We start from the raw sequence: 23,478 nt of genomic DNA, 5'->3' as shown, positions 1-23,478 counted from the left end.
GTTCGAGTCCACATCGAGGAGCCAGACTAAAAAAGGGCCTGCAAGCAATTGCAGACCCTTTTTATTTGTCCTTTTAGACTGTTTGTTAGGCGGTTTCTAATACTCTTCTAAAATACAGGCGCACTATTACCTCAAACCTATCTCGCAACGTTCATTTTGCGTTTATCGAAGCATCTATCGATAAAAATATTAATGGCTTTATTTGCAAAGCGACTCAATGAACATAATGCTTTGGATGGGTCGGACAGAACGGCACTTCTTGGCTACCGCGATCAAAGCTGAGATCGGGAGGTAATTGTGCCAGTAAATCTTTCGACAGCTGCAGATGCAAACGAACAGCACTATTAATTTGGTCCAGCGCAAGTAGCTGCCGCTGCGCAAGCGCCCTACCGAGATCACAGCTATCGACAACGAGCTGCGCTCTGGCTAAATCAAGTTTACGTGGGAACCCGATGAGAGCGCGATGAGCGATTTGTCCTTTAATGTGCTCACGCAAAACCTCATAAACCTCGGACAACATTGAGGATGCTTTACGATTGATTTGCTGGTGTAGTTTTCGCGGCAACGGAATTGAGAGTGCTGACAAGCCTTCAGTCATAGCGGCATAAACATCAAAGTTATTCGCTTGGGAGACCTTATTATTCCTCCTGTCCAAAACATCAAGCGCCCAGCGACGAAACTCTGCTGCTACCTTAGTACGAGCAAACATGGCCAACAAATGCGCTCCCCGCAAACTAAAAATTTGGACAGCGCGCTGCTGGACCTGCTCGGGCAATTTAATTGAGCAGGCCATACTATCGGTGAACTCTGTCGACCGTCGTACATAAATTCGGTTAATGCTACTTTCGCCAATGTAGCCCAGAGCATGAGAGATTTCGTCGGCGCGAAGCCACGGTTGCCCCAAATGATTAATGACATTGAACTTAATATTTTGAAAAATCAGTATGCTCATAGTGTTGCTCCTTGTTTTTGAGGCTGAACCCGTTTTGAAGCGGGTGGGCGGGAGGTTCAAAACCGAAACAAGACGGCTGACAGTATTCCCCTTGCGGGTATTGTATTTCTGCCACAACCCGCCCATAAGAGCACTACACACTATGGACGTAAAAAATGTCACAGACTGACGGGGTGACATTCCGCTTGTTTTGGCGTTTTGAAGCGCCGACTTGCAGAATATCCCCACTGTCCCTCCCTGTCAATTCGTGTGTGCGCACCAATAAAATAATTAATAACAAATAACTATACTCAATTCTGTTCAGCGGTCGCCCGCTTGGGAAGTGCACTGGCAAAAGGCAAGCACTCCCCAAAGCCATAGAGCCTTACGAAAATACGCCGCGGCATTAGGCAAACGTCTGGAAGTACCGATATAGCCGATCGCGTTATCGCTCCTGGCGTTCGGCAAATATGAATCGAGACTACTGATAGAGAACAGATTGGGACCGAGCACATCCCAATGGCAGTCGGTTGTTTGTGAAGCCGGTGGCTTACAGCAGGTCAGGCAAGGAATTGAATATTTCACTCGGAAAAGATTAGATAGGAGTAAACACCACGCCTAGGATATTATCAATTTTGATAAGTCATTGATCTAAACGAAAAAGAGATCTGTCGCAGCGAGCAAAATACCTCTATTCCTCCGCGGGTGCCAACTCTTGCGCAATAAAATCCACGAAAGTACGAATACGATTCGACATCTGATGACGCTGCAAATAGACTGCAAAAATATCCGCATTGGGCGTATCGCAATTGGATAGCACCCGAACCAGCCTGCCGTCGCTTAGGTATTGTTTAACATCCCATTCAGCACGCAACAAAATTCCATGGTCATCGAGCGCCCATTTCACTGCGATTTCACCATCGTTGGTGGTCAGGTTGCCGCGGATCTTCACGATCTCGGTCTTCCTGGCCGACCCGCTTCCCGTCGTCAGGCGCCAGACGCCGTACGCTTCATCTCCCTGCCTGATACCTATGCAATTGTGCTTCGTCAGGTCGTGCGGCGTGTTTGGCGTACCACGTCGCGCCAGGTAAGCTGGCGTCGCGCATAGCACTCGGCGATTGGGAGCTAAACGCCGAGCGACGACGCGCGTATCCGGCGGTTCGCCGAATCGGATGCAGACGTCGAACGTGTCGTCGGTGAGCGGTGGCGGCATGACCGAAAGTTGTAGTTGTACCGAGACTTGCGGATAAGCGGCGACGAATTGAGAGATCGCCGGTGCCACATGGCTTCGACCGAATCCAAGTGTTGCGTTGACACGCAGCAGACCCTCCGGCCGCTTCTTGGCGCTGCCAAGCAACTCCGAAAGCTCGTTGATTTGATCCAAAATCCGGCGCGCATGCTCTAAGTAAAGCTCGCCCTCCGGTGTGAGCATCATGCGCCGCGTTGTCCGATTCACCAGCGGTACGCCAGCCCGGCTCTCCATTTGTGTTAAATGCTTGCTTACCGCAGCCGCCGTTAAGCCTAGCTCGCGAGCGGTGGCGCTGAGGCTTCCAGAAGCTGCGAGGGTGGAAAAAAAGCCTAAATCTGATGGCAAAACAGTATCATGCATGGCGTCTCATTTGTGAATAATAGTTAAGAATGCTTTAAGTTTAGCACCGGTTTTTGTCAAAAAACGTAGGTAAAGTGCAATCACACTTAACATTTTTGAAGGCACCTGACATGAAAACCTATCGCATCGCAACTATTCCAGGTGACGGCATCGGCAAGGAAGTCGTTCCGGCAGGTCGGCAGGTGTTGGAAGCGCTGGCCAAAACGAACAAGACGTTTGCATTCGAATTTCAAGATTTCGACTGGGGTGGCGACTACTATCGCAAGACCGGCGCGATGATGCCTGCTGACGGCCTGGATGCGCTGCGTGACAAGGACGCGATCCTGTTTGGTTCGGCGGGCGACCCGGATATTCCCGATCACATCACCTTATGGGGCTTACGCCTTAAAATCTGCCAGGGTTTCGATCAATACGCCAACGTGCGCCCGACCCAAATTCTGCCAGGCATTGATGCACCGCTGAAGCGTTGCAAGCAAGACGATCTGAACTGGGTAATCGTCCGTGAAAACTCCGAAGGCGAATACTCCGGCGTCGGGGGTCGTGTCCATCAAGGGCATCCGATCGAAGCCGCAACGGACGTCTCGATAATGACGCGTGCCGGTGTGGAACGCATCATGCGCTTCGCATTTCGTCTGGCGCAATCGCGTCCGCGCAAGTTGCTAACCGTCGTCACCAAGAGTAATGCGCAACGTCACGCTATGGTGATGTGGGATGAAATCGCTGTTCAGATTGCACAAGAGTTCCCTGATGTGAATTGGGACAAAGAACTGGTCGACGCTGCAACGGCACGCATGGTTAATCGTCCCGCAACGCTAGACACAATCGTCGCTACCAATCTTCACGCCGACATTCTGAGCGATCTGGCGGCGGCACTCGCGGGCAGCCTGGGTATTGCGCCAACCGGCAATATCGATCCAGAGCGTCGCTATCCTTCGATGTTTGAACCGATCCATGGTTCGGCATTTGACATCATGGGAAAGGGCCTGGCCAACCCGGTTGGAACTTTCTGGTCGCTTGTGATGATGCTTGAACATCTGGGTGAATATGACGCTGCAAAAAGTGTCATGCAGGCCGTCGAAGCGGTGACCGCCGACACTTCCTTGCATACCCGAGATTTGGGTGGCAATGCCACAACAGTGCAAGTGACTGCTGCTGTTTGCGCGTTCATCGAAAAGGCCACGATTACGTTAGAAAAATCCGCTGCGTAGCCGTAAACTTCCCGGCAAGCTTCGGTCGGAAAAACATAAAAATAGGGAGAGCAACCTTGCTTGCTCGCCTTCCGTCTATCGAAATACATCTGATTGCCACACCTCAACTCGCTCTGGAAGCGGCGGCTAAGCTCCCCACAAAAAGAGGGATCAGTACGCATATCCTCGGTGACGCCATTGAAGGCAAAGCGCGAGACGTCGGCATCCCAATTAGAACGGCAAAGAAAATTCCGCGATTCTTACCTACCGAGTACCAAAAAGAACCGGTGTTAACGGTCGTTTCCTCGGTAGCACTATTCATTTTTTTTAACAATGTAATGCTATAACCTCTAAGGAGGAGACAATGAAATCTGATCTCGAATCACGCGTATCCCGCAAGCTCATGTGGCGCATTATTCCGTTTGTTATGGCGCTTTACTTTGTCAGCTTCCTCGACCGTGTCAACGTCGGCTTTGCAGCAATGACGATGAATAAGGCCATTGGCCTCTCGCCGACGGCATTTGGCTTGGGAGGCGGCCTGTTTTTCATCGGCTACTTCTTATTTGAAGTCCCGTCCAATCTGATACTTCATCGTGTCGGCGCACGTATCTGGATCGCACGAGTGATGGTTACCTGGGGCATCATCTCTGCGCTATCGGCCTTTGCGGTCGGGCCGAACAGCTTCTATGCATTGCGTTTCTTGCTGGGAGTTGCAGAAGCCGGCTTCTTCCCGGGCATCATTCTTTATCTAAGCCTGTGGTTTCCGGTGAAGCAACGTGCCGTCGCGGCAGCCTGGTTTATGGCTGCGGCACCAATTTCTGTAGCGATCGGCTCTCCCCTGTCGGGCGCCATCATGCAGTTGCCACCTATCTTCGGCCTGGCAGACTGGCAGTTTCTTTACATCATTGAAGCGGTCCCGGCGGTGATTCTTGGATTTGTGGTATTGAAATACCTGACTGATATTCCTGCCAAGGCAGAATGGCTGGCGACCGATGAACGTGAATGGCTGATAGCCAAACTGAAGGCAGAAGCCGATGTAAAGCAAACGAATGCGGGGCATACCGCAGGCGCTTTTAGCGCGCTCAAAGATCCACGCGTTCTGGCGCTCGCTCTCATCTATTTTGGCACCTCCGCCGGCCTCTATACGCTCGGCTTGTGGGCACCGCTCATCATTCGTGAATTTGGCTTCACGCCGTTGCAAACCGGCTTGCTGACCGGTGTGCCGAGTGTTGTCGCCGTGGTCGCCATGATCCTGTGGGCGAAGCATTCGGATCGGACCGGAGAGCGCACCTGGCACGTCGTGATCCCTTGCATACTGGCATGTGTAGGCCTTATCTTTGCGGGCCTGGCGAGTACAGCGTTGTGGGTGGTTGTGGCACTGGTCGCGGTGAATGTCGGTATCAGTTCAGCCAAAGCCCCGTTGTGGGCAATGCCAAGCTCTTTCCTATCGGGAGCAGGCGCTGCCGCTGGTATAGCAATGATCAATTCCGTTGGCAATCTTGGGGGCTTTGTCGGCCCGTTTGCGATCGGCTGGTTGAAGAATGTCACCGGCGGATATGCTGCTGGCCTCTATGTAGTGGCTGCAACGCTGGTAGTGTCGGCAGTTGTGACATTGCTGTTAAGCCGGCAGGCAAGGCGAACATCTGCGATTGGCAAGCCGCGTCACGGCCATTGAATGAAGAGGCCCATCCAGGCTGCGGCCGGTCCTCCGCTATGCATTGATCGACCTAATGACGACCATCCACCCGCTTCGGGTCGAATTTCACCGCTGGAATAATGTGGGCAAAGAATGACTTAGTGCGCAATTTACGGACCATTCGGGCCACCTCAAGATGCTACCGGGGTGGTCGGCCGATGGGTAGGGGATGAAGACCCAAGCGTTGCGGGTGCAGGCGACGCAAGGTTTAGGTCAAACATATAGCGAGAGAAAAACCGTTACCCGAAAATCGTAGACCCTACAAATTCTATAAAAAAGTCATGATAAATTTGCCTGCACGCGCACAGTTTAAAGATACCAACGATTATTGTTTAGATTCGTAGGTTTAGAGATTTTATACGGTAGTTTACTTTCAGGTATTTACAAACAAGCCACGTGGGTAATCATCCCCAGATAATTACCCGTGTCAATTTTTCATTCCGCATAATAATGCGAGCGCACGTACAGGGGCCACCACTAAAAAGTGTGCCGAATACCTGACATTATACCCGCCTGATTTTTGCCCGCCCCTACAGTGCCACCGCTATCCAGCGCAATTGCCGCAATGCCACTGTTCTTCATATAACCCAGTGAGGTATAGAGAGCGGTACGCTTCGACAAATAGTAAGTCAGGCGCGTAACCAGCATGTTGGTATCGTTGGCACTGTTTTTTATATTGAGCCGCGCCACCTGCGCATCAATAAACCAGGATGCGGACAACGGCGCGCTCGCGCCGATATAATATAAGTCTGAATTTGTACTCGCAGTGGCGGCATGGGTACTCCGATCGATAATTCCCATGCCAATCTTTACATCGCCCACCATAAAATAGCCGTTTATGGTCGTGCGCCTGTCGCTATTATCACTGCTGGTAAGGCCGCTGGCTGCGCCACTATTTCCGTACATGATGTCATAGGATGCATTGACACCATACCCGGCATTATCGAATCCGATCAGGGTAGTCCATTGTCTGCATGCTTTTGCATTGCCGGCAACTTCACCCGGACAATTCGTCGCTGCAGGACCGCCGGCCGATGAATTATCCCGACCAAAGCTATAAGTCGCTCCTAGCGTAAATTGAGAGAACGTACCGAGATAGCCTATCGCGTTATCGCTCCTGGCGTTCGGCAAGTACGAATCGAGACTGCTTATAGAGAACAGATTGGGACCGAGCACATCTGACTTCTGCGTTGCGAGATAGGTCATCGTCACCTGACGTCCCAGCATCAATTGGCCGTAGTCCCCTTTTAGGCCGACGTAAGCTTGCCGTCCAAATAGACGTCCACCTTGCCCCGTCCCGCCAGCGTCCACAGTGAATCCTGATTCGAGGACAAACAGAGCTTGCATGCCTCCCCCTAAATCTTCAGTCCCCTTGAATCCAAGTCTGGAAGGAAACGACCCCGTTAGCGATGGCATCTTCACCACGGAGTCGCCCCTGGCATCGGCATTGGTGGTATAGGCAATGCCGGTATCGACAATGCCGTACATAATGATCTGGCTTTGCGCGGATGCAACTCCAGCGCTTAGCAAACCTGCAACAATGACGGAATGGCGTATATTTTTTTTCATGTTGGTCTCCCTGATGACTGCTGATTAATTCGCTCCTGTGGGGCGAAAATTCGTCTTGAGCTAACTGGCACTGCGCGTAGTGGCAACACCGGCTATCTTGATATTTTTTTGAGATAAATGCTTACCGTAAGAGTGCGAATCCATGGCACTGTTACCGGTCCCGGGATGTGATCAATAAAAGTGAGTGAGGTACAAAAGTGGGCGCTGAACAAGCGGTCTCAGGTCTGAAGGCGCCTCATCGGATCCATGGTTCTCGCAACCGACGCACCGCTTCGTACCGTTCTATCTCTTGCTGAAACTTCATGGTGAAGGCAATCTCATCGCCACCGTGCAAAAGTAAATTCTTGTCGCGCTCAGAAACGGCGAAAGAGTACGGTTTTCCCTTATCGCCAAAAACAAGTTGTGCTTCCAGGTCAACCAGATATTTTGTACCCGGCGAATCGAAGCTCGCGCAGAACATCTCATCAACCTGGCAACTGGAAAGGACAATAGGAACAATGCCGTTCCTGATACAATTTCCAAAAAATATATCGCCAAAGCTTGGCGCGATAATGGCCCGAATACCGAAGTCACTCAACGCCCAGACCGCGTGCTCGCGGCTTGATCCGCAGCCAAAGTTCGCACGTGCTAATAGTATTGCTGCCTTCTCGAAGACGGGGTGGTTCAATATAAAATCTGGATTCGGCGCACGTGGACGGTTGTCCTCTTCTGGCTCGCCCCGGTCAAGGTATCGCCACTCATCGAACAGATTTTTTCCAAAGCCTGTTCGGTGTACAGACTTCATAAATTGTTTAGGAATAATCGCATCGGTATCGACGTTTGCCCGATCCAATGGTGCTGCAACGCTGTGCAATGGTATGAATTGGCTCATCGTTTTTTCCATCAAGTCAGTTCGTTGGGATCGATGAAATGACCTGCGATGGCGGCGGCGGCGGCCATCGCAGGACTTAACAAATGACTGCGGCCTCCAGCGCCTTGCCGTCCCTCGAAGTTTCTGTTCGAGGTTGATGCGCAACGCTCACCCGGGAGCAAACGATCATCATTCATACCCAGACACATGGAACATCCGGGTTCGCGCCATTCGAATCCCGCGTTTTTGAATATCACATGCAATCCCTCTTGCTCTGCCTGGGCTTTCACCAAACCAGAGCCAGGCACCACCAGCGCAAGCCTCACGGATGCGGCTACCTTGCGACCATTGACCACCGCCGCCGCCGCACGCAAATCTTCAATACGCCCATTGGTACAAGAGCCAATGAAGACCTTGTCAATTGCTATATCCCGCATCGGCAATCCCGGCGAGAGATCCATATAACGCAAAGCACTGAGCATACTGTCGCGGCGGATCGAGTTTTCTTCCATAGCAGGATCGGGAACATTTCCGTCAATCACCGTCACCATGTCGGGTGTGGTTCCCCAGGTCACCATGGGCTTGAGGCGTTCCACGTCCATCATAATTGTGATGTCGAACGTCGCACCAGGATCGCTGGCGAGCGTTCGCCAAAATGTCACTGCATCCTTCCACTGCGACGCGTCCGGCGCATAAGGGCGACCATCAAGATAGGCCACAGTAAGCTCATCGACAGCAATCAAACCAAAACGGGCACCGGCCTCAACAGCCATATTGCATAACGTCATTCTGCCTTCCATGCTCATCTGTTCGATCACCGACCCAGCGAATTCAATGGCATACCCGGTTCCGCCTGCGCTGCCGATACGATCTATCATCGCCAACGCGAGGTCTTTGGGCGTGATATGGCCCGGCAACGAGCCGCAGAATCGCACGCACATAGTCTTCGGCCGCGTCACCCATAAGCATCGCGTGGCCAGGGCATGTTCGACTTCGGATGTCCCCACGCCCCATGCCAAAGCGCCGAACGCGCCATGGGTAGAGGTATGGGAGTCGCCGCAAATGACGGTCATACCGGGAAGAGTGGCTCCTTGCTCAGGTCCGACGACATGCACTATGCCTTGCCGGCGGTCCGACATATCGAAACATTGAATATCGAACTGCTTGCAGTTAAGGTTCAGCGTATCTACCTGACGCTGTGCAAGGCGGTCTGACATCGGCTCTGAACGCGAGGTCGTGGGCACGTTATGGTCCATCGTTGCCAGCACGCTAGAAGGACCGCGTACCGTGCGATTTTTAATTCGCAGTCCTTCAAAGGCTTGCGGACTAGTGACCTCGTAGACATAATGCCGGTCGATCGACAAAAGCGACAAATTGTCTCCGTCATTGGTGATGACGTGAGCATTCCACAATTTTTCAAACAACGTTTTCGATTTTTTCATGTGCGTCCGTGACACCGCTGAAGCAGATGGCTGCATAGGATTTAGGAATGGTTGCGGAACGGAAATTGTTTATCTCTTCACTGTGCGGTTCCATGCGATCGCCGTGGCGGCGATCAATGCTGGCACGATGCCCGCCAAAAATATATATTTGACATCCAGTTGAAGGGTCAGCATTAACCCACCCGCCAACGGTCCGCAAATCGATCCGATGCGGCCGATGCCAACCGCGAAGCCGACACCCGTGGCACGCATATGCGTCGGGTAAATTTCTGTTGCCAGGACATTAAAGCCGGCTTGCGCACCTTGAATTACCACACCCATCAACGTGCTGATGACGACTACGACCAGGTAACGCTCAGACCAGTTCGCTAAAATTATCGCCAGTGCGGCATAGGTAGTCAGTTGCGCCAGCAACACGGTACGGGCGCCGAATCTGTTCATCAGAGGACCTTGTGCCAGACAACCGGCTACACCGCCCAGACTGAATAGCGTGATCGCCTGAATACCTACAGAGATCGGATGGTGAGAACCAATCAACACTGCCGGCATCCAGCTGACAATAAAATAGAGCACCACCAAATTCATGAAGTAAGGTATCCAAAGCAAGATGGTGTCGACCCAGCGTCCATTACTGAACAGCTCGCCGATCGGTACGCTGTTGGATATCTGTTGCGGCGCATGGTAAGTTTGCTTCGGCGGTAGATCGGGGGCGATGCGCCGCATGATCGCATGAAGACGCGTTTTGTTCCCTCCGCGAGCGACGAGAAAACGCGCCGATTCGGGCATGAATCCGAGCGCGAATAGCGCCACGGCGACAGGAAGGAAGCCACCTACTATAAACACCGAATGCCAGCCATGAATCGGCAATAAAATCGAACTCACCATGCCACCCAGGACGGCCCCCAGCGGCATGCCACACATTAACGTTGCGACAATTGTGCGAGAAAATTTCTTTGGCGCGTATTCGGCCGCCAGAGAAAGCGCGTTGGGCAACGCGCCGCCCAGGCCGATACCGGTGATAAACCGCAAAACCAGTAACTGATCAAATGAACCTGCGTAGGAGGTGGCGAAAGAGAGGCTGCCGAACAGCAACGAAGACAGCACGATCATGGTCTTCCGACCAAACCGATCCGCCAGAGGGCCAAGCACGACGGCACCGAGCAGCATCCCGACCAGGCCTGCGCTGAAAATCGGCCCGAAAGCCTTGATCGGTATGCCCAGATCTTTTGACATGGCTGGCACCAGCATGCCGATAGTCTGAGTGTCAAAGCCATCCAGAACGACGATCAGAATGCAGGTAATGATCGCAGATAATTGCAGGCGTCCTAGCGGTCGGGTATCGATGACATCGTGGATGAACAACGACGAAGATGGTTGGGTCATTTATGTCTCCTGACGTGCGATGCATTCCGCACTTTTTAATTATTGATGGAATATTTCTAAGCTGACCACCGAATTACAGGGTCGTCTCCATTTGCTCTTCACGCCAGAGACCGAGGACTTTCTGTGCCGGACGATCAGAAAAACTGAACAGGACCGCGTCTTGTTGAACTTCATGGATTACCGCGCTCCATGAGGGCACCATGAACACGTCGCCAGCTTCCCATGGGACTAATGTCCCCCCGATATGGCTAACGCCACTGCCCTGCTTAACACAAAAAACCGACGCATCAGTTGACCGATAAGGTCTACTGACGAAGCCTGCCTGATATAGCTGAATGAAGGCGCCCATAGTTGGCATCGCAGGGCCTCCTGTGGTCGGATTAATATATTGCAACTTCACCCCGTGCCAAGGATTAACCGGGCCGTTGCGGTAAAGAGTGTCCAGGGCCGCACGCGCGGTCGAATAGGGATAATGAAAGAGTGGTGACGATGTGCTTGTGTGGACATATTCAACTGGTGCCAGGCCTTGACTATAACGGGCGCTGGCATCGTTCTCCGGCCGTGTTAATGCCTGCACTTCTCCGCCAGGGTACCCTTGCGCAAAGCTGGCATCGAACAGGTTGACCATGGGGACATCCAAACCGTCGAGCCAGATGACCGGGGTATCGCCGTTATTCCCGTGATCGTGGAACGTCCAGGATGGCGTAATAATGAAGTCACCGGGATGCATCGTGATGCGCTCGCCATCGACGGCAGTATACCCACCCTCACCTTCGATGACAAAGCGCAGCGCGGACGCGGCGTGCCGGTGGCTGGGGGCAATCTCCCCCGGCAATATCATTTGCAGACCCGCATACAGGCTTTGGGTGATTTGAGACATACCACGTATGCCAGGGTTCTCCAAAATCAAAACGCGACGCTCAGCCTCCTTGGCGGAAATCAATCCTCCCGCTTCGAGCAGCAGGCGACGCATCACCTGATAGCTCCAGACAGCAGGAACCGAGGCAGGTTGCGGTGTGGCGGTCACCAGCTTGGACATGACAGACCACAGCGGCGCGGTTGCCACCTGATCTAGACGACTGTAGAGATCTTGTCTTTTCTGAACCAGTTCGTCGGACAAAAATGGTTGGTCAAGCATGTGACACTCGGTTGCCGTTGTCCGCGGCGCGTACCGCGACTGTCATCTCGCCGATGCCGTCCATGCGCGCCACCATAATATCGCCTGGCAGAATCGGGGAAACACCTTCGGGGGTGCCGGTGATGATCACGTCGCCGGGTTGCAATGTATAAAACGATGAGGCAAATTCGATCAGCTGCTGAACACCCAAAATTAAATCGCCGGTGTTCGAGTTTTGCCGGATTTCCCCGTTGACCGAGATGGAAAAATCGAGCGTTCCCGGATCTGTCAATTCGTCAGCCGTCACCAGCCAGGGGCCGAGCACCGTATAGGAGTCGGGTGACTTGCGGAAGCTACGATCTTCCGGACCGCGTATTGTGATATCCAGGCCGATGCAATATCCTGCGACATAGTCCAGCGCGGCAGCGCGAGTAACGTTGGAGGCTGCACGGCCGATCACGACGGCGAGTTCCACCTCGTGATCGTTACGCCGGTCCAGCTTGCGCAAGGCTACCCCTTCGGACGCCCCGACGACAGAACTGGTCGCCTTAAGGAACAACCCGGCGCGCTCAATATGATTAATTTGATTGTCATGATGCAGGTTGGCGTCGTTCAGGACCTCCTTCAAATGTTTCTGATAGTTGACCGGCGCGGCGATAATCTTGCCAGGATTCGCTACTGGCGACAGCAGATGTAGTTTTGCGTCAGTCACGATGGGCGCGCTGGCACCGATCACCAGGATGCGAGCACAAATCGCAGCCAGATTCTCGATCAGGATGTCGTGCTTAGGAAATGGATAAGTTTTTGGTGCAAGAATATCCAGTGCCGCCGTGACATCGCGTACCACGTCGCCATCCAGCCAGCCCAGGCGGTTATCGCCAAATCGACAAATTTTCATATTCACGTTCTCCAGAAAAACAATGTATCTCGCCTAAGCCGCGCAGTTGCACGGCCAGGTCCTCTTTTTAGATGCCGTTGTACAACCAGGCCATACTGTCGAGCGTCTGATCTAACGTTCGTCCTTGCAAAAATTGATTGCGCAGTTCACGGTTGACGCCGGAGGCGTGATAAAACTCGCCATACATACGCGCACTCATTTGCACCTTGCCGGTTCTCAGGTAGCGTCGTTTCTGGTAGCGCAGAAACGCGGACTTAAAATCTTGCTGTTCCGACCCGATTTCCTCAGCCAGGACGACCGCATCTTCCATCGCCATGCAGGCGCCTTGCGCCATGTATTGCAGCATCGGATGTGCGGCATCGCCCAACAGCGTGACGTTTCCTGAAGACCAGTTCTTGATAGGATCGCGATCGCACAATACCCACATCCTCCAGGACTCAATTTTGCTCAATAAGGCCTTGACCGGGGCAGCCGCGTCGCGAAAGCGCAAGTGCAACTCATCCGGATCGCCTTTGGTATCCCAGCCTTCCTCGTATTTATCGCTGTGGAATACGGCGACAAGGTTGTACAGTTCTCCACCGCGCAACGGATATTGAACGAGATGGGTTTTAGCGCCAGCCCACAGGGTCATGGCATTAGTGCGTAACGCCTCCGGCACTTCGCTGATAGGCAGCACCGCACGGTAAGCGACGTGCCCGGAAATCCGGGGAGCACCATCGCCGACGATCTTTTGCCGAATCGTCGACCATAGTCCGTCGGCACCGATCAGTGCGCGGCCGTGAAAGTCTCCCTGATCGGTATGCAAGGTGACCGATTCGCCGGCGTCGTCAAATCCGGTGACCTTGATGCCGGTGGTGACTTGAATGTTTTCGCAGGCGGCACAGGCATCGACAAAAATACGATGCAAATCCGCGCGATGAATGAGGGCGTACGGATACTGGAACCGTTCCAGAAATTTACTATCCAGCGGAATGGAAGTCACTTCTTCGGCGCTGATGCCATCCATCATCGTCAGCGTCAGCGGCATTGAAGCCTTGGCGCGTACGATATCAGTCAAGCCCAGACGCTCGAAGATATGAAATGCATTCGGACCAATCTGGATACCAGCGCCGATTTCCTTGATTTCCTTTGCTTGTTCGAACAGGTGAACTTTGTACCCTTTCCGGCTCAAACACAGGGCGGCTGCGAAGCCTCCGATTCCTCCGCCAGCAATCAGAATAGGGGTTGTTTGGTTCAGTGATGTCAAGATTGATCTCCTTGGTTCCTTGATATGCGCTCGATTCCCATTCCTTGTCCGATGGCCAGGATATAAGCGCGCTGTATAGATTTTTGAGTGAGTCTATGAGCACGACAACTATCAATCAATACGTATTCAGTGATACTATTCATCAAAATAATTGATAATGTAAAAAATGGACAACGTCGATATCAAAATGTTGCGTATTTTTGAAGAGATTTATCGCACGCAAAGTATTTCCCGCGCTGCAGAAAATCTCGACCTGGGCCAGCCGGCAGTCAGCATGGCGCTGGCAAAATTCCGGCGGCACTATGGCGATCAACTCTTCGTCCGCACTTCCAACGGCATGGAGCCCACCGCCCTGGCCGATGAGATCATCGATTCTGTAAGGTTGGGTTTGAGTACGCTGACCTCCACCTTGGAGCACCGCGCAAACTTCGATCCCGCTGTGTCTGATCGAATGTTTAGAATCTGCATGACGGACGTGGGTCAACGGGTCATGATGCCGACGCTCCTGGCCCATTTCAAAGTGGCAGCAGCGGCGATCCGAATTGATCTGACTTACGTTTCGGAGAAAACAGCGAAACATCTGGAGTCGGGAGAACTTGATCTTGCCTTGGGATTCTTAACTGGGCTGGGACATGGATTCTTTCAGCAGGCGCTGTTTACCGAGCGCTTCGTCTGCCTGGTGAGTAGCGATCATCCCAGGCTCAACGGAGACAAGGTCAGCATTAAGCAGTTCGAGGCTGAATCCCATCTGGTAGTGTCGACTCAGGGTACAGGCCATAGCGTAGTTGAAAAAATGTTTGAAGAGCAAGGAATCCGACGCAAGATCGGCTTACGCATTCCAAATTTCCTCGGCGTGCTATCTAACATAATCGACACCGAGTACCTGGCAATCGTACCCGAGCGTTTCGGCAAAATAGTTGCTGCGAACAATTCTATGAAATTGCTGGAACTGCAGTTCGATTTACCCGACTATCGCGTCATGCAGCACTGGCATGAACGCTACTCTAATGACCCGGGTGTAACGTGGCTCAGAAACACGGTAATGGAACTATTTTCGTCGCGAATTTGATAATGAGGCCGCTCACAAAGCGGAAGATAAAGCGCCTGTAAGACGTGAAGTTGCACGCTTTTTATTCTTCCCCGGTTCTGCTCCGAAAATTTAACCACCAATAGGTAGATATAGTACCGCGATACGTAAAGCAGGACCGCGGATGCTGACCAATTTTCTCCTGTAGCACGACCACTGCATCGTGATTCAGCGGGACGCCTCGCGACGCCATTTTTTTGGTGAGATTCAACTACGCGGTATTCCGGATTAAATTCAGGAACAATACGCTGGCATAAGACGCAGTTACGCGGGTGCTGTAATGGGCTACCTGAAGTTTCATCAGATTTTTTCCTTCGTACAAACGTTGGCGTTAGTGGAGTACGGGCGGGCGGGAATCTCATCCTGATCTTCACCAAATTGGCTGGCGAGTGCCCTGCTTTCCTCACGCAGGCGCTGGCTGAACTTGTCCATCAAATGCGCCATGCATTCAATATCGATCAGGGCTTCTTTTTGCACGTATTTTGGCTTCCATTTTTCAACCGGATAGGTTACGTCGAAATGGATAGCACTTTCCAGCATGGCGGTTTTAAACTGCGCGTACATACCTTTTGATAATGACCACGCATGGCGGTTGATACGGGTTTTCAATTCGGAATTTGAAGGCGCGAGTGGATTAGGGGGCGATGCCAGCCCCGCTTCCATGCGGTTGAATGCGTCGATGTAAGCCCGTTTACATTGCAGCGCTTTTTTGCCGGAGAAGCCCATCGTCAATAATGTAAAGCCGTCTCTGGCGATCTGAAATGTGCGCTCTTTACGAGTGGCACCCTGACCGATTGCTACCTCAGTTAACCTTTCCTCAAAGTTGAGGTCGTGCCAGTCTTGGGGGCAATCTTCTTTTAACGATACAATTGCTCTGAGTACCTTGTCGTGACTTTTACGAAAATGTTTCGCTAGTTGCGTACCCGTTGCGGTGATTTTTCCCGAGACGACCGTTAAGTTGGGGACGAACGGAATGGCGGCGAAATTAGCCATGAAGTGCTCCTCTTTGAGGCTTATGAAGTCCAACAATCCGTTCTTAAGCGAATTGGTGGGCGCGAGTGTTAAGAACTTGTAAAGAGCCAAGCGAGCAGGATTCCCCTTGCGGGTCTTGTATTTCTGCTCCACCGCGCCCATAGAAAAAGCTATAGACGTAAAAAATGCCACTGACTGACGGGGTGACATTCCGCTCTTATTCGTGTTTTTAAGCACTTAACCGAAATATACGCGGGGTATTCGCTACTTGTCAAATGCAGTTCACATTTGGTGATGCAAAGGTCAGCAGCTTTGCCATCAGGAATAATCGTTGGGGGATGGTTTAAATTTGAATGGACTGCATCGCGAAAATGCGCAGACGGAGGCGCAACGCAACGGCATCGCGTTGCGCGCAGACTTCTTTATGAGGAGGGTTGTTGCAGGATTGTGGCTAGTTGTTGCGCTACTTCAATGACTCAAACTACCACTTTACGGCGACTGCTAAAGACCATAAGTCGACACCTGTTCAGGGAGCGTGGTAACGCACAGCTTGTGGTTGCAGACGGCCGCTTTGGACCCATTGCGTCAGTTCACGTTTGAGAATTTTTCCGCTTGGGGTCATTGGAAACTCTTCCACCACCATGAAGTATTCCGGCATTTCATACTTGGATAAACCTTGTTGTGCGAGATGCAGCAGTATCTCGTTAGCCGCAGGGACGCTTTCATGAGCGATGATGGCGAGGCAGACCTTTTCGCCTAGCCGGGAATCCGCTACGCCGAATGCAACAGCCTTCTTTACGCTCTCGTGCCGGTGCGCAAAATCTTCAATGTGGGACGGATAAATATTGTATCCGCCGCGTATGATGATGTCTTTCTTGCGCCCGATGATTTCCAGATTACCCTCGCTGTCGAAGCGCCCGAGGTCTCCGCTCATGAACCAGCCGCTGCTATTGAAAGATGATTCGGTTGCGGATTGATTGCTAAAATAACCTAACATGAGCACGCCTCCGCGGCCGCCAATTTCACCGATATCACCGGGCACCGCTTCTAAATCCGGATCATCAGGTTGCCACAATCGAATTTCGTAGCCGGAACACGCTTTGCCGCAGGTACCGGTTATCACGCCAAAAGAGTCGGACGGTTTGGTGTACTGATGCGAGCCATTTTCGGTCATGCCATAGACATTTTGAGGCTTAGCGCCGAGCGAAAGTAGCTGGCTTGCAGTTTTATTCGGGATGTTTGATCCTGCCATGTAAAACACCTCGACGTCGCCAATGCGGGTAACGCCGCGCCGTTCAACTTCCTGCAACAAATCGATTGCGTGAGTCGGTACCCCCATTACATACGTGGCCCGGGTGAGTTCGATCCAGTCGAGTGGCGCGATCCCGGCCAGCGGATCGTACATGACTAGCTCACATCCCGTCACCAGCGCTTGCTCCAGCGCAACGATGGCGACGTGGTGACTCATCGGACTTAAGGTCAGCACAATGGTCTTATGAGTCGGTCCCCAGTCAGCCACCAATGCGCGACCGTTAGCCAACAGGGTGTTGTCGCTGTGCATGACCGCCTTCGGCATTCCGGTGGTGCCGCTGGTAAATGCGAGGTACACTATTTGATCCGGGTGGGTACTCGGTAGCGGTAGCGGGATACGTGACGGTTGGCCAGTTAACGGCATGAGGTACGCGCCAGGCGGCATATCTGTCTCGGATGCAAGTAGCGGCGGTAATGCATAGACCTGTTTCATCCCGCTTAGCGCGATGGCCTGCGAGAAAATATCTGAGGACGCAGCGTCTGCTCCCCATCCGGGTTGCGCGAAAAGGGCCCGGCTTTCGATTCTTGTCAGCAACGTGACGATCTCTGCGACGGTGTAGTTTTGGTGTAATGAGGGATTGCAGATATACCCGTTGCGCGAACAGGCCAGCAACACGACCACCGTTTCCACCCGGTTTGGTAACCAGATCGAGACGCGATCACCGCGTCGCAATCCACTGTCGTACAAATTAGCTGCCGTGGCGTCCACCCAAGCGATCAGCGCGCGCCAGGTCAACCGGCGCGTGCTGTCACGCAGCGCGTAAGCATTGCCACACTCCGTCGCGTTGCGGCTCGCCAGGGAATACAAAGTGTCCGTCTGCCAAACGCCAGCGAGATAATTCTCCCTGGCAGCGGCCGGGTCATGCAAGGTAAGAAGATGTGACATGTTTGTGTCCTCCGAAATTCGCTCTTCAGTACCCGAAATGGGTTGAATCAGGTATGCGGTGCCTGACAAATAGTGAAGCCGACTGGTCAGGCTGGTCGATGTCGCTGGTCCTTATTAAGGCCCCTGAAAACAAGTCTCACGCCGATCTGACCGACGGCCTTTTAAGCATGCGTGGGCGGCTAGACGTATCCTGGGTAAAGCTGGCGCCCTCGGACGACATAAAACTACCTCATCAGATAATGCATTTTGTACGCAGGCGATCCAGTTCTGTACTATCGCTATTGAGCCAGGAACGCAGGATCAGGTCGGTATGCGCCCCAAGCTTGGGCGGCGGCATCTGCGTGCCTTCCGAACGTCCGTCAAATCGGATTCCCAGACCGACTTGAGGAATAGGGCCGTCTTCTCCTTCGGTTTGGTAGATGAAACCCGACTCGCGCAGCGCGGGATCGCTGGCAACGTCACCTACCGTATTGAGTGGTCCGGCCGGAACGCGGGCACGCGTGAGCAAATCCAACCATTGCGCACGAGACTTGCTAAGCAGTATCCCTGCTATCAATTCGACGATTTCGGCGCGCCTCGCACAACGCAACGCATTGCTTGCGAACTCCGGAACGAGGGCCACCTCGGGCCTATCCAGCGCTTCCCAGAAACGCTTCCAGATCGCGTCATTGCCTAAGCCTAGCGTGATGGGTTCATCCGCTGTATCGAACACCTGATAAATAGCGATGACACTATCGCGGCCACCAGATCTGCGGGTAAGTTGGCCAGATCCGAGGTAAGGCATCAACCTCGGCCCCATGAAGCGCGACATGCTTTCCACCATCGATATATCAATTTCGCAGCCGGTACCATTCCGCTCGCGACGCAGCAATGCCGCCAACACGGCCATTGCAGCATCATGCCCGGCCAGCAAATCCGCTGCGGGCGTACCCACCTTTTGCGGGGCGCTGTCCGGCTCGCCGGTGAGATCCATGACGCCAGAATATCCTTCCGCGATCAGGTCATAACACGGCATATCCGCACGTGCTCCGAGGAGACCAAAACCTGTCACTGAAACATGGATCAGGCACGGGTTCCACAAGCGCAGCGATTCTGCATCTACACCTAATTTGCGCTGTACTCGCGCGACCAGATTAATCAGAATCACGTCGCATTCGGCCACCAGTTTGCGCAGAACGTCCCGTCCTTCCGGTACGCTGAAATCCAGGGTAATGCTATGTTTGCCCCGATTAACGCTCATAAACCATAGCGATTCGCTGTGCAGAAAAGGAGGTCCCCAAGCGCGTGCATCATCACCTTTCCCGGGCTTTTCCACCTTGACGACGGTAGCGCCCATGTCGGCAAGCAACTGGCCAGCATAAGGGCCGGCAACCGATGAGGTGAGATCGAGAACTTTCACTCCGGCCAACAGATCAAGCGCCGGTGTCGACTTCACAGGCAGATCATTCATAGGCAATTGTTTTTGTAGTGTGGACATTATGTTGCTCGCTCAGGCGTGGATATTTGAAGTCCTTCAGCAAACTCTGTGCCATACCATGGTGAGTGTCTCACGCTAAATGGAGACTGGCGATAGCTGGCCCTGCATTGAGCTGACCTGATCGCAAAGTAAGTCTTTGGGTGTCTTTACCGAAGACAAACGAAAGACTATTGCCCTCGTTGCAGACATAAGAATTGCGTCGTGGGGACACGTGTTATATCTTTGAATTGTGCCTCTGGCATGTGTCACCTTCGGGCGAACCCAACGTTCCCGGCAGATGGAAATTTTCCTTGCTGAACGGGCGAATCAACCTGCCAACCAGCTCAGCGGCGGTCAGCAACAGATCGTGGCTGATGAAATCAAGGAATTGGCTTTGGCTGGGGAATATTTATAAGCGGTATTACGAAGCATTATTATAAAGCGGCGCAAAGCAGATTCCGGGTCGATGACAACGGTGTGATAGAGAGTGATCGCTACCCATGTTTAGTTTAGCCTTCCGACTCTGAAACATGCATTTGCGCCAGGCGCTTATAAAGATAGGAACGTGAGATGCCGAGCTCAGTAGCAACCTGCTTTTTGTTACCACGGCAGCGCGCCAATGCCTGACGAATGAGTTGTTCTTCCACTTGTTCGACAGCGCGGCTGACGCGCATCGGTTCTGCCGGTTCCGCAGGTTCTGCCTTTGGTTCGGGTGCAATCTTATCCTCGAACGTAAATGAAGGTGCTGCCTGGGACACTTCGGAAGCATCTGAATCAATGTGTCCGAAATCGGCAGGTTCGATCACATCGGACTCGGTAAATATCGCCGCACGCTCTACCATATGAATCAGCTGGCGTACGTTACCAGGCCAGCGTTGGCCTTTCAAGAATGCCAGTGCCTGATCTGAGAGTGTCTTCGGACGTTGTCCGTGTCGATCTGTAAACTGCTTAAGCGCCATTTCAGCCAGCAAAGGAATGTCTTCAAGCCTTTCCCGTAGTGACGGAAGCCGAATCGTGACAGCACCGATACGGTAAAAAAGATCCAGCCGGAAAGTACCATCGGCGATCATCGCCTCGAAGTTCCGATTGCTGGCCGTGACGAGCCGGAAGTTCGAGTGATGCGACTCGTTCCCGCCGACCCGTTGAAACGAACCGTCCTGCAAAACGCGTAGCAACTTTACCTGGACTTCGGAGGGCATATCGCCCACCTCGTCGAAAAACAGCGTGCCGTTATCAGCTTGCTCGATCTTACCTTTTCTGCCTTTGCGCTCTGCACCCGTAAACGAGCCGGCCTCATAGCCGAACAGTTCGCTCTCGACCAGCGTAGCTGGCAGTGCGGCTGCGTTGACCATTACCATTGTGGCATCGCGTCGGGGGCTCAGCTTGTGGATGGCATGCGCAGCGAGTTCCTTGCCGGTGCCGCTTTCCCCTGTAAAAAGGATAGCAACATCCATTGGTGCGACTTTCACGATTTGCTGCTTGAGTCGCTGCATAGCCGGGCTTTCGCCGACCATCTGGTCCAGCCCGTAGCTGCGGTTCTTCAGGTCACTTAACTCACGACGATAAAAGGCGGCTTCAGACTTGACCTTTGCCAGTTCGCCCGATAAAGCCCGCAGTTGTTCCGGGCCCTTGAACATGATCTGTCCGATAGCCCCAACCATTTCTCCCCGGCTGTTACGTATCGGATTGCGCGTCACCACACGAGCCACGCCACGCATCTCCTGAATTAACCCGATTTCGGCCTTGCCTGTTGCGGCGACGTGATGCAGCCTGGTGTTCTCAATGACATCGGTCACGTGACGCCCTGCAGCGCTGCCCGCCTTAAGACCAAAAAATCGCTCATGCACCGGGTTCATATAGCGCAGCACACCTTCCCGGTCGACCACGGTAAGAGCTTCAAACGGATTCGTAAGCAGATGGGCGAGGATGTCGCCCCCGAAGTCTATGGAGGCGACCAGTTCAAACAGTGCGTCACGACCCTCGCGCTGCATCGCTACCAGTATCGTCGCGTCAGGAGTCGGAAGAACGACCACAACGACATCAGAACCATCCGGGCCATCTATAGAAAACAGGTGTTGTTGATTGCGACGTGCATCATGCCATCCACGGACGATACGAGCGGCCATTTCGCCCTCGGCGGCGATACCGCCTGCAGCCAGTTCTTTTCCATCCGCACCCAAAATTAGTACGCCGCGCAGGGAATTCGGCGTCGAGCCTGCGGGGCTTATGTCTGGTATTTTCATTTCAAATATTATACGTCTATTTGAGTTGCCCTTGCCGCAGGGAGCAACCACCTTTCACCGAACAAACGTAATTACTCGGAATACTAAGTAAATTGACGTGACCGGTGGCTCATTCGATTTATGCCGCATCGCAGCATCCAGTGTGTTACATCACAAAGTGATTGCTTACGTCGTGCACAATCCCTTACATCCAATGAGATAATTCGATGCGCTATTTACCAGCCAGGCAAGCGGATTTGGATAAATTTTGGCTAGATTTTGGCTAAATTTCGTCAGGTAAATCCGTAAAAATTGTTTTACGATTACCTGACGAACGTGGTCCGCCAGGGCAACCACACCGAGGTGTCAGAGCAGATGAGTTTAGCGGCAGAATCATTACCCACCGAAATCCATTGAGCGCACGTTCAACTAGCCGCTTAATACGCGCTCTCAAAATATAATGATGGCGAGCGCTTCATTATCAAAGCTCTCCGATCAACGCCGCATTACTTTCTCCAAGCTCAGGCGCACCCGCCGCTTGTATATGTCGAAATACACTGCATATTGGTACTGGCAGCGCTGGAATCGAACCGCCCCTACCGTCATCCAGCGTCTGCGTGAATAGTCCGCGTCCGATGAAATGCGGATCGGTGACCGCGTCCTCCAGATCGGCTACCAATCCGGTACATACTTCCCTGCCCTTGAATTTCTCTAACCAGTAATCTGCTGAATGTTGGGCGATGACAGAGGCCACCCGTGCGATAGCTTGCTGATCGTCGGCGGCGAGTTCCTCCTGCGGTATCCCGATGATTTCCGTGAAGTTAGTCCAAAATTTGTCCTCAAGTGGTGCCGCCGCAAGATAACGATTGTCGCTGGTACGGTAGACCTGATAACGCGCCGACCCACCGGTCACCAGTTCCTTGCCGCGCTTCGGCCACTGACCAGCGCTGAAACCGCTACCGAGCCCCCAGTACATAAGGGTAAATAAATTGTCGGCCATGGCAATATCAAGATGACATCCGAGACCGCTCTGGGCGCGCGCTTGCAACGCCATCAAAATATTCATCACCGCCGGATAAGCACCGCCGGCAATATCGGCCACCAGCGCTGCCGGCAATACCGGTGCGCCGTCCGCGCCGGTCGATAGCGCCAGCATGCCGCTATCGGCAACGTAGTTCAGATCATGTGCGGCGATCTGTGCTTTAGGACCGGACTGGCCGTAACCAGTGATAGAGCAATAGATAATCTTCGGATTAATACGCGAAACAGTTTCATAATCGAGGCCAAGACGTTGCATGACACCTGGACGAAACTGCTCAACGATGATGTCGGCGCTGCGCACCAGTTCTTCCAGACGCGCGCGTTCCGATACCGACTTGAGGTCGATCGCAATCGATTTCTTGGCGCGGTTAAGCAGAGCAAAATTAACGCTATCTTTACCGAATTTAGGTGTATAACTGCGCATTTCATCGCCGTTGCCAGGGCGCTCGATCTTGATTACTTCAGCGCCCGCCTCAGCCAGCAGCAGCGTCGCCATCGGGCCAGGTAACAGAGTACTGAAATCGAGGACGGTGATACCGTGCAGGGGCTGATGGTGATGGTGAGGCTGTCCCATA

Annotated in this window: 17 protein-coding genes and 2 pseudogenes; 4 read left to right on the top strand and 15 right to left on the bottom strand. The window is 52.9% G+C overall.

The genetic code is table 11. From position 1 onward, the window contains the following. Positions 1–214: 214 nt before the first annotated feature. The 3 genes and pseudogenes from JQN73_RS16965 to JQN73_RS16960 all read right to left on the bottom strand — a co-directional run bounded on the left by JQN73_RS16965 (position 215) and on the right by JQN73_RS16960 (position 2,540). Positions 215–952: a BRO family protein gene (locus JQN73_RS16965; RefSeq protein ID WP_205320086.1), complete on the bottom strand. Its 738-nt coding sequence runs from the start codon at positions 950–952 to the stop codon at positions 215–217. A 372-nt stretch (positions 953–1,324) separates the two neighbouring features. Further along, positions 1,325–1,447 (bottom strand): annotated as a pseudogene (locus JQN73_RS22840) (porin); the annotation flags it as partial. A 175-nt stretch (positions 1,448–1,622) separates the two neighbouring features. Then, positions 1,623–2,540: a LysR family transcriptional regulator gene (locus tag JQN73_RS16960; RefSeq protein WP_205320084.1), complete on the bottom strand. Its 918-nt coding sequence runs from the start codon at positions 2,538–2,540 to the stop codon at positions 1,623–1,625. A gap of 110 nt (positions 2,541–2,650) precedes the next feature. On the opposite strand from JQN73_RS16960, the gene JQN73_RS16955 reads away from it, so the two are divergent. The 3 genes and pseudogenes from JQN73_RS16955 (at position 2,651) to JQN73_RS16950 (ending at position 5,402) form a co-directional block, all read left to right on the top strand. Continuing rightward, positions 2,651–3,748, top strand: coding sequence for a tartrate dehydrogenase (locus JQN73_RS16955; protein WP_205320082.1), 1,098 nt, complete (start codon positions 2,651–2,653; stop codon positions 3,746–3,748). A 65-nt stretch (positions 3,749–3,813) separates the two neighbouring features. Beyond that, positions 3,814–3,951, top strand: a pseudogene (locus tag JQN73_RS22525) (glycerate kinase); the annotation flags it as partial. A gap of 140 nt (positions 3,952–4,091) precedes the next feature. Then, positions 4,092–5,402 (top strand): MFS transporter, encoded by a 1,311-nt coding sequence (locus tag JQN73_RS16950; RefSeq protein WP_205320080.1) that lies wholly within the window; start codon positions 4,092–4,094, stop codon positions 5,400–5,402. Positions 5,403–5,900: 498 nt separating this feature from the next. Here JQN73_RS16950 and JQN73_RS16945 read toward each other — a convergent pair whose 3' ends face one another. The 7 genes from JQN73_RS16945 to JQN73_RS16915 all read right to left on the bottom strand — a co-directional run bounded on the left by JQN73_RS16945 (position 5,901) and on the right by JQN73_RS16915 (position 13,928). Next, the gene (locus JQN73_RS16945; RefSeq protein WP_205320078.1) at positions 5,901–6,992 is read right to left on the bottom strand and encodes a porin; all 1,092 of its coding nucleotides are present in this window, start codon (positions 6,990–6,992) and stop codon (positions 5,901–5,903) included. Between the two features lie 235 nt (positions 6,993–7,227). Next, entirely contained in the window at positions 7,228–7,863 is a 636-nt protein-coding gene (gene leuD / locus JQN73_RS16940; protein WP_205320076.1) for a 3-isopropylmalate dehydratase small subunit, read from the bottom strand. Between the two features lie 11 nt (positions 7,864–7,874). After that, positions 7,875–9,284, bottom strand: coding sequence for a 3-isopropylmalate dehydratase large subunit (leuC, locus tag JQN73_RS16935; RefSeq protein ID WP_205320074.1), 1,410 nt, complete (start codon positions 9,282–9,284; stop codon positions 7,875–7,877). A 69-nt stretch (positions 9,285–9,353) separates the two neighbouring features. Further along, on the bottom strand, positions 9,354–10,667 hold the full coding sequence (locus JQN73_RS16930) for an MFS transporter (RefSeq protein ID WP_205320072.1): 1,314 nt from the start codon (positions 10,665–10,667) through the stop codon (positions 9,354–9,356). Positions 10,668–10,740: 73 nt separating this feature from the next. Then, the gene (gene gtdA / locus JQN73_RS16925; RefSeq protein WP_205320070.1) at positions 10,741–11,805 is read right to left on the bottom strand and encodes a gentisate 1,2-dioxygenase; all 1,065 of its coding nucleotides are present in this window, start codon (positions 11,803–11,805) and stop codon (positions 10,741–10,743) included. Beyond that, on the bottom strand, positions 11,798–12,682 hold the full coding sequence (locus JQN73_RS16920; protein WP_205320068.1) for a fumarylacetoacetate hydrolase family protein: 885 nt from the start codon (positions 12,680–12,682) through the stop codon (positions 11,798–11,800). The genes gtdA and JQN73_RS16920 overlap by 8 nt, the downstream gene beginning before the upstream one ends. Before the next feature lie 67 nt (positions 12,683–12,749). Beyond that, on the bottom strand, positions 12,750–13,928 hold the full coding sequence (locus tag JQN73_RS16915; protein ID WP_240162306.1) for a 3-hydroxybenzoate 6-monooxygenase: 1,179 nt from the start codon (positions 13,926–13,928) through the stop codon (positions 12,750–12,752). A 166-nt stretch (positions 13,929–14,094) separates the two neighbouring features. Between JQN73_RS16915 and JQN73_RS16910 the strand changes: the two genes are divergently transcribed. Next, positions 14,095–14,997 carry a LysR family transcriptional regulator gene (locus tag JQN73_RS16910; protein WP_205320066.1) on the top strand — a complete coding sequence of 301 codons (903 nt, stop codon included), beginning with the start codon at positions 14,095–14,097 and terminating at the stop codon, positions 14,995–14,997. Between the two features lie 318 nt (positions 14,998–15,315). Here JQN73_RS16910 and JQN73_RS16905 read toward each other — a convergent pair whose 3' ends face one another. The 5 genes from JQN73_RS16905 to JQN73_RS16885 all read right to left on the bottom strand — a co-directional run bounded on the left by JQN73_RS16905 (position 15,316) and on the right by JQN73_RS16885 (position 23,477). Beyond that, entirely contained in the window at positions 15,316–16,197 is an 882-nt protein-coding gene (locus JQN73_RS16905; protein WP_205320064.1) for a Rha family transcriptional regulator, read from the bottom strand. Between the two features lie 316 nt (positions 16,198–16,513). Next, complete coding sequence (locus JQN73_RS16900) at positions 16,514–18,184, bottom strand: class I adenylate-forming enzyme family protein (protein WP_205320062.1); 1,671 nt, start codon at positions 18,182–18,184, stop codon at positions 16,514–16,516. Positions 18,185–18,416: 232 nt separating this feature from the next. Continuing rightward, entirely contained in the window at positions 18,417–19,661 is a 1,245-nt protein-coding gene (locus JQN73_RS16895) for a CaiB/BaiF CoA-transferase family protein (protein ID WP_205320060.1), read from the bottom strand. 488 nt (positions 19,662–20,149) lie between these two features. Further along, positions 20,150–21,883, bottom strand: a complete 1,734-nt coding sequence (locus JQN73_RS16890; RefSeq protein WP_205320058.1) for a sigma-54-dependent Fis family transcriptional regulator — start codon at positions 21,881–21,883, stop codon at positions 20,150–20,152. Between the two features lie 460 nt (positions 21,884–22,343). Then, positions 22,344–23,477: a CaiB/BaiF CoA-transferase family protein gene (locus JQN73_RS16885; RefSeq protein ID WP_205320051.1), complete on the bottom strand. Its 1,134-nt coding sequence runs from the start codon at positions 23,475–23,477 to the stop codon at positions 22,344–22,346. Position 23,478 lies beyond the last annotated feature (1 nt).

It is taken from the genome of Glaciimonas sp. PAMC28666 (assembly GCF_016917355.1).
GTDB lineage: Bacteria > Pseudomonadota > Gammaproteobacteria > Burkholderiales > Burkholderiaceae_D > Glaciimonas.
The sequence above is the reverse complement of the archived record's forward strand: the minus strand, read 5'-3'. Positions and strand labels throughout refer to the sequence as shown.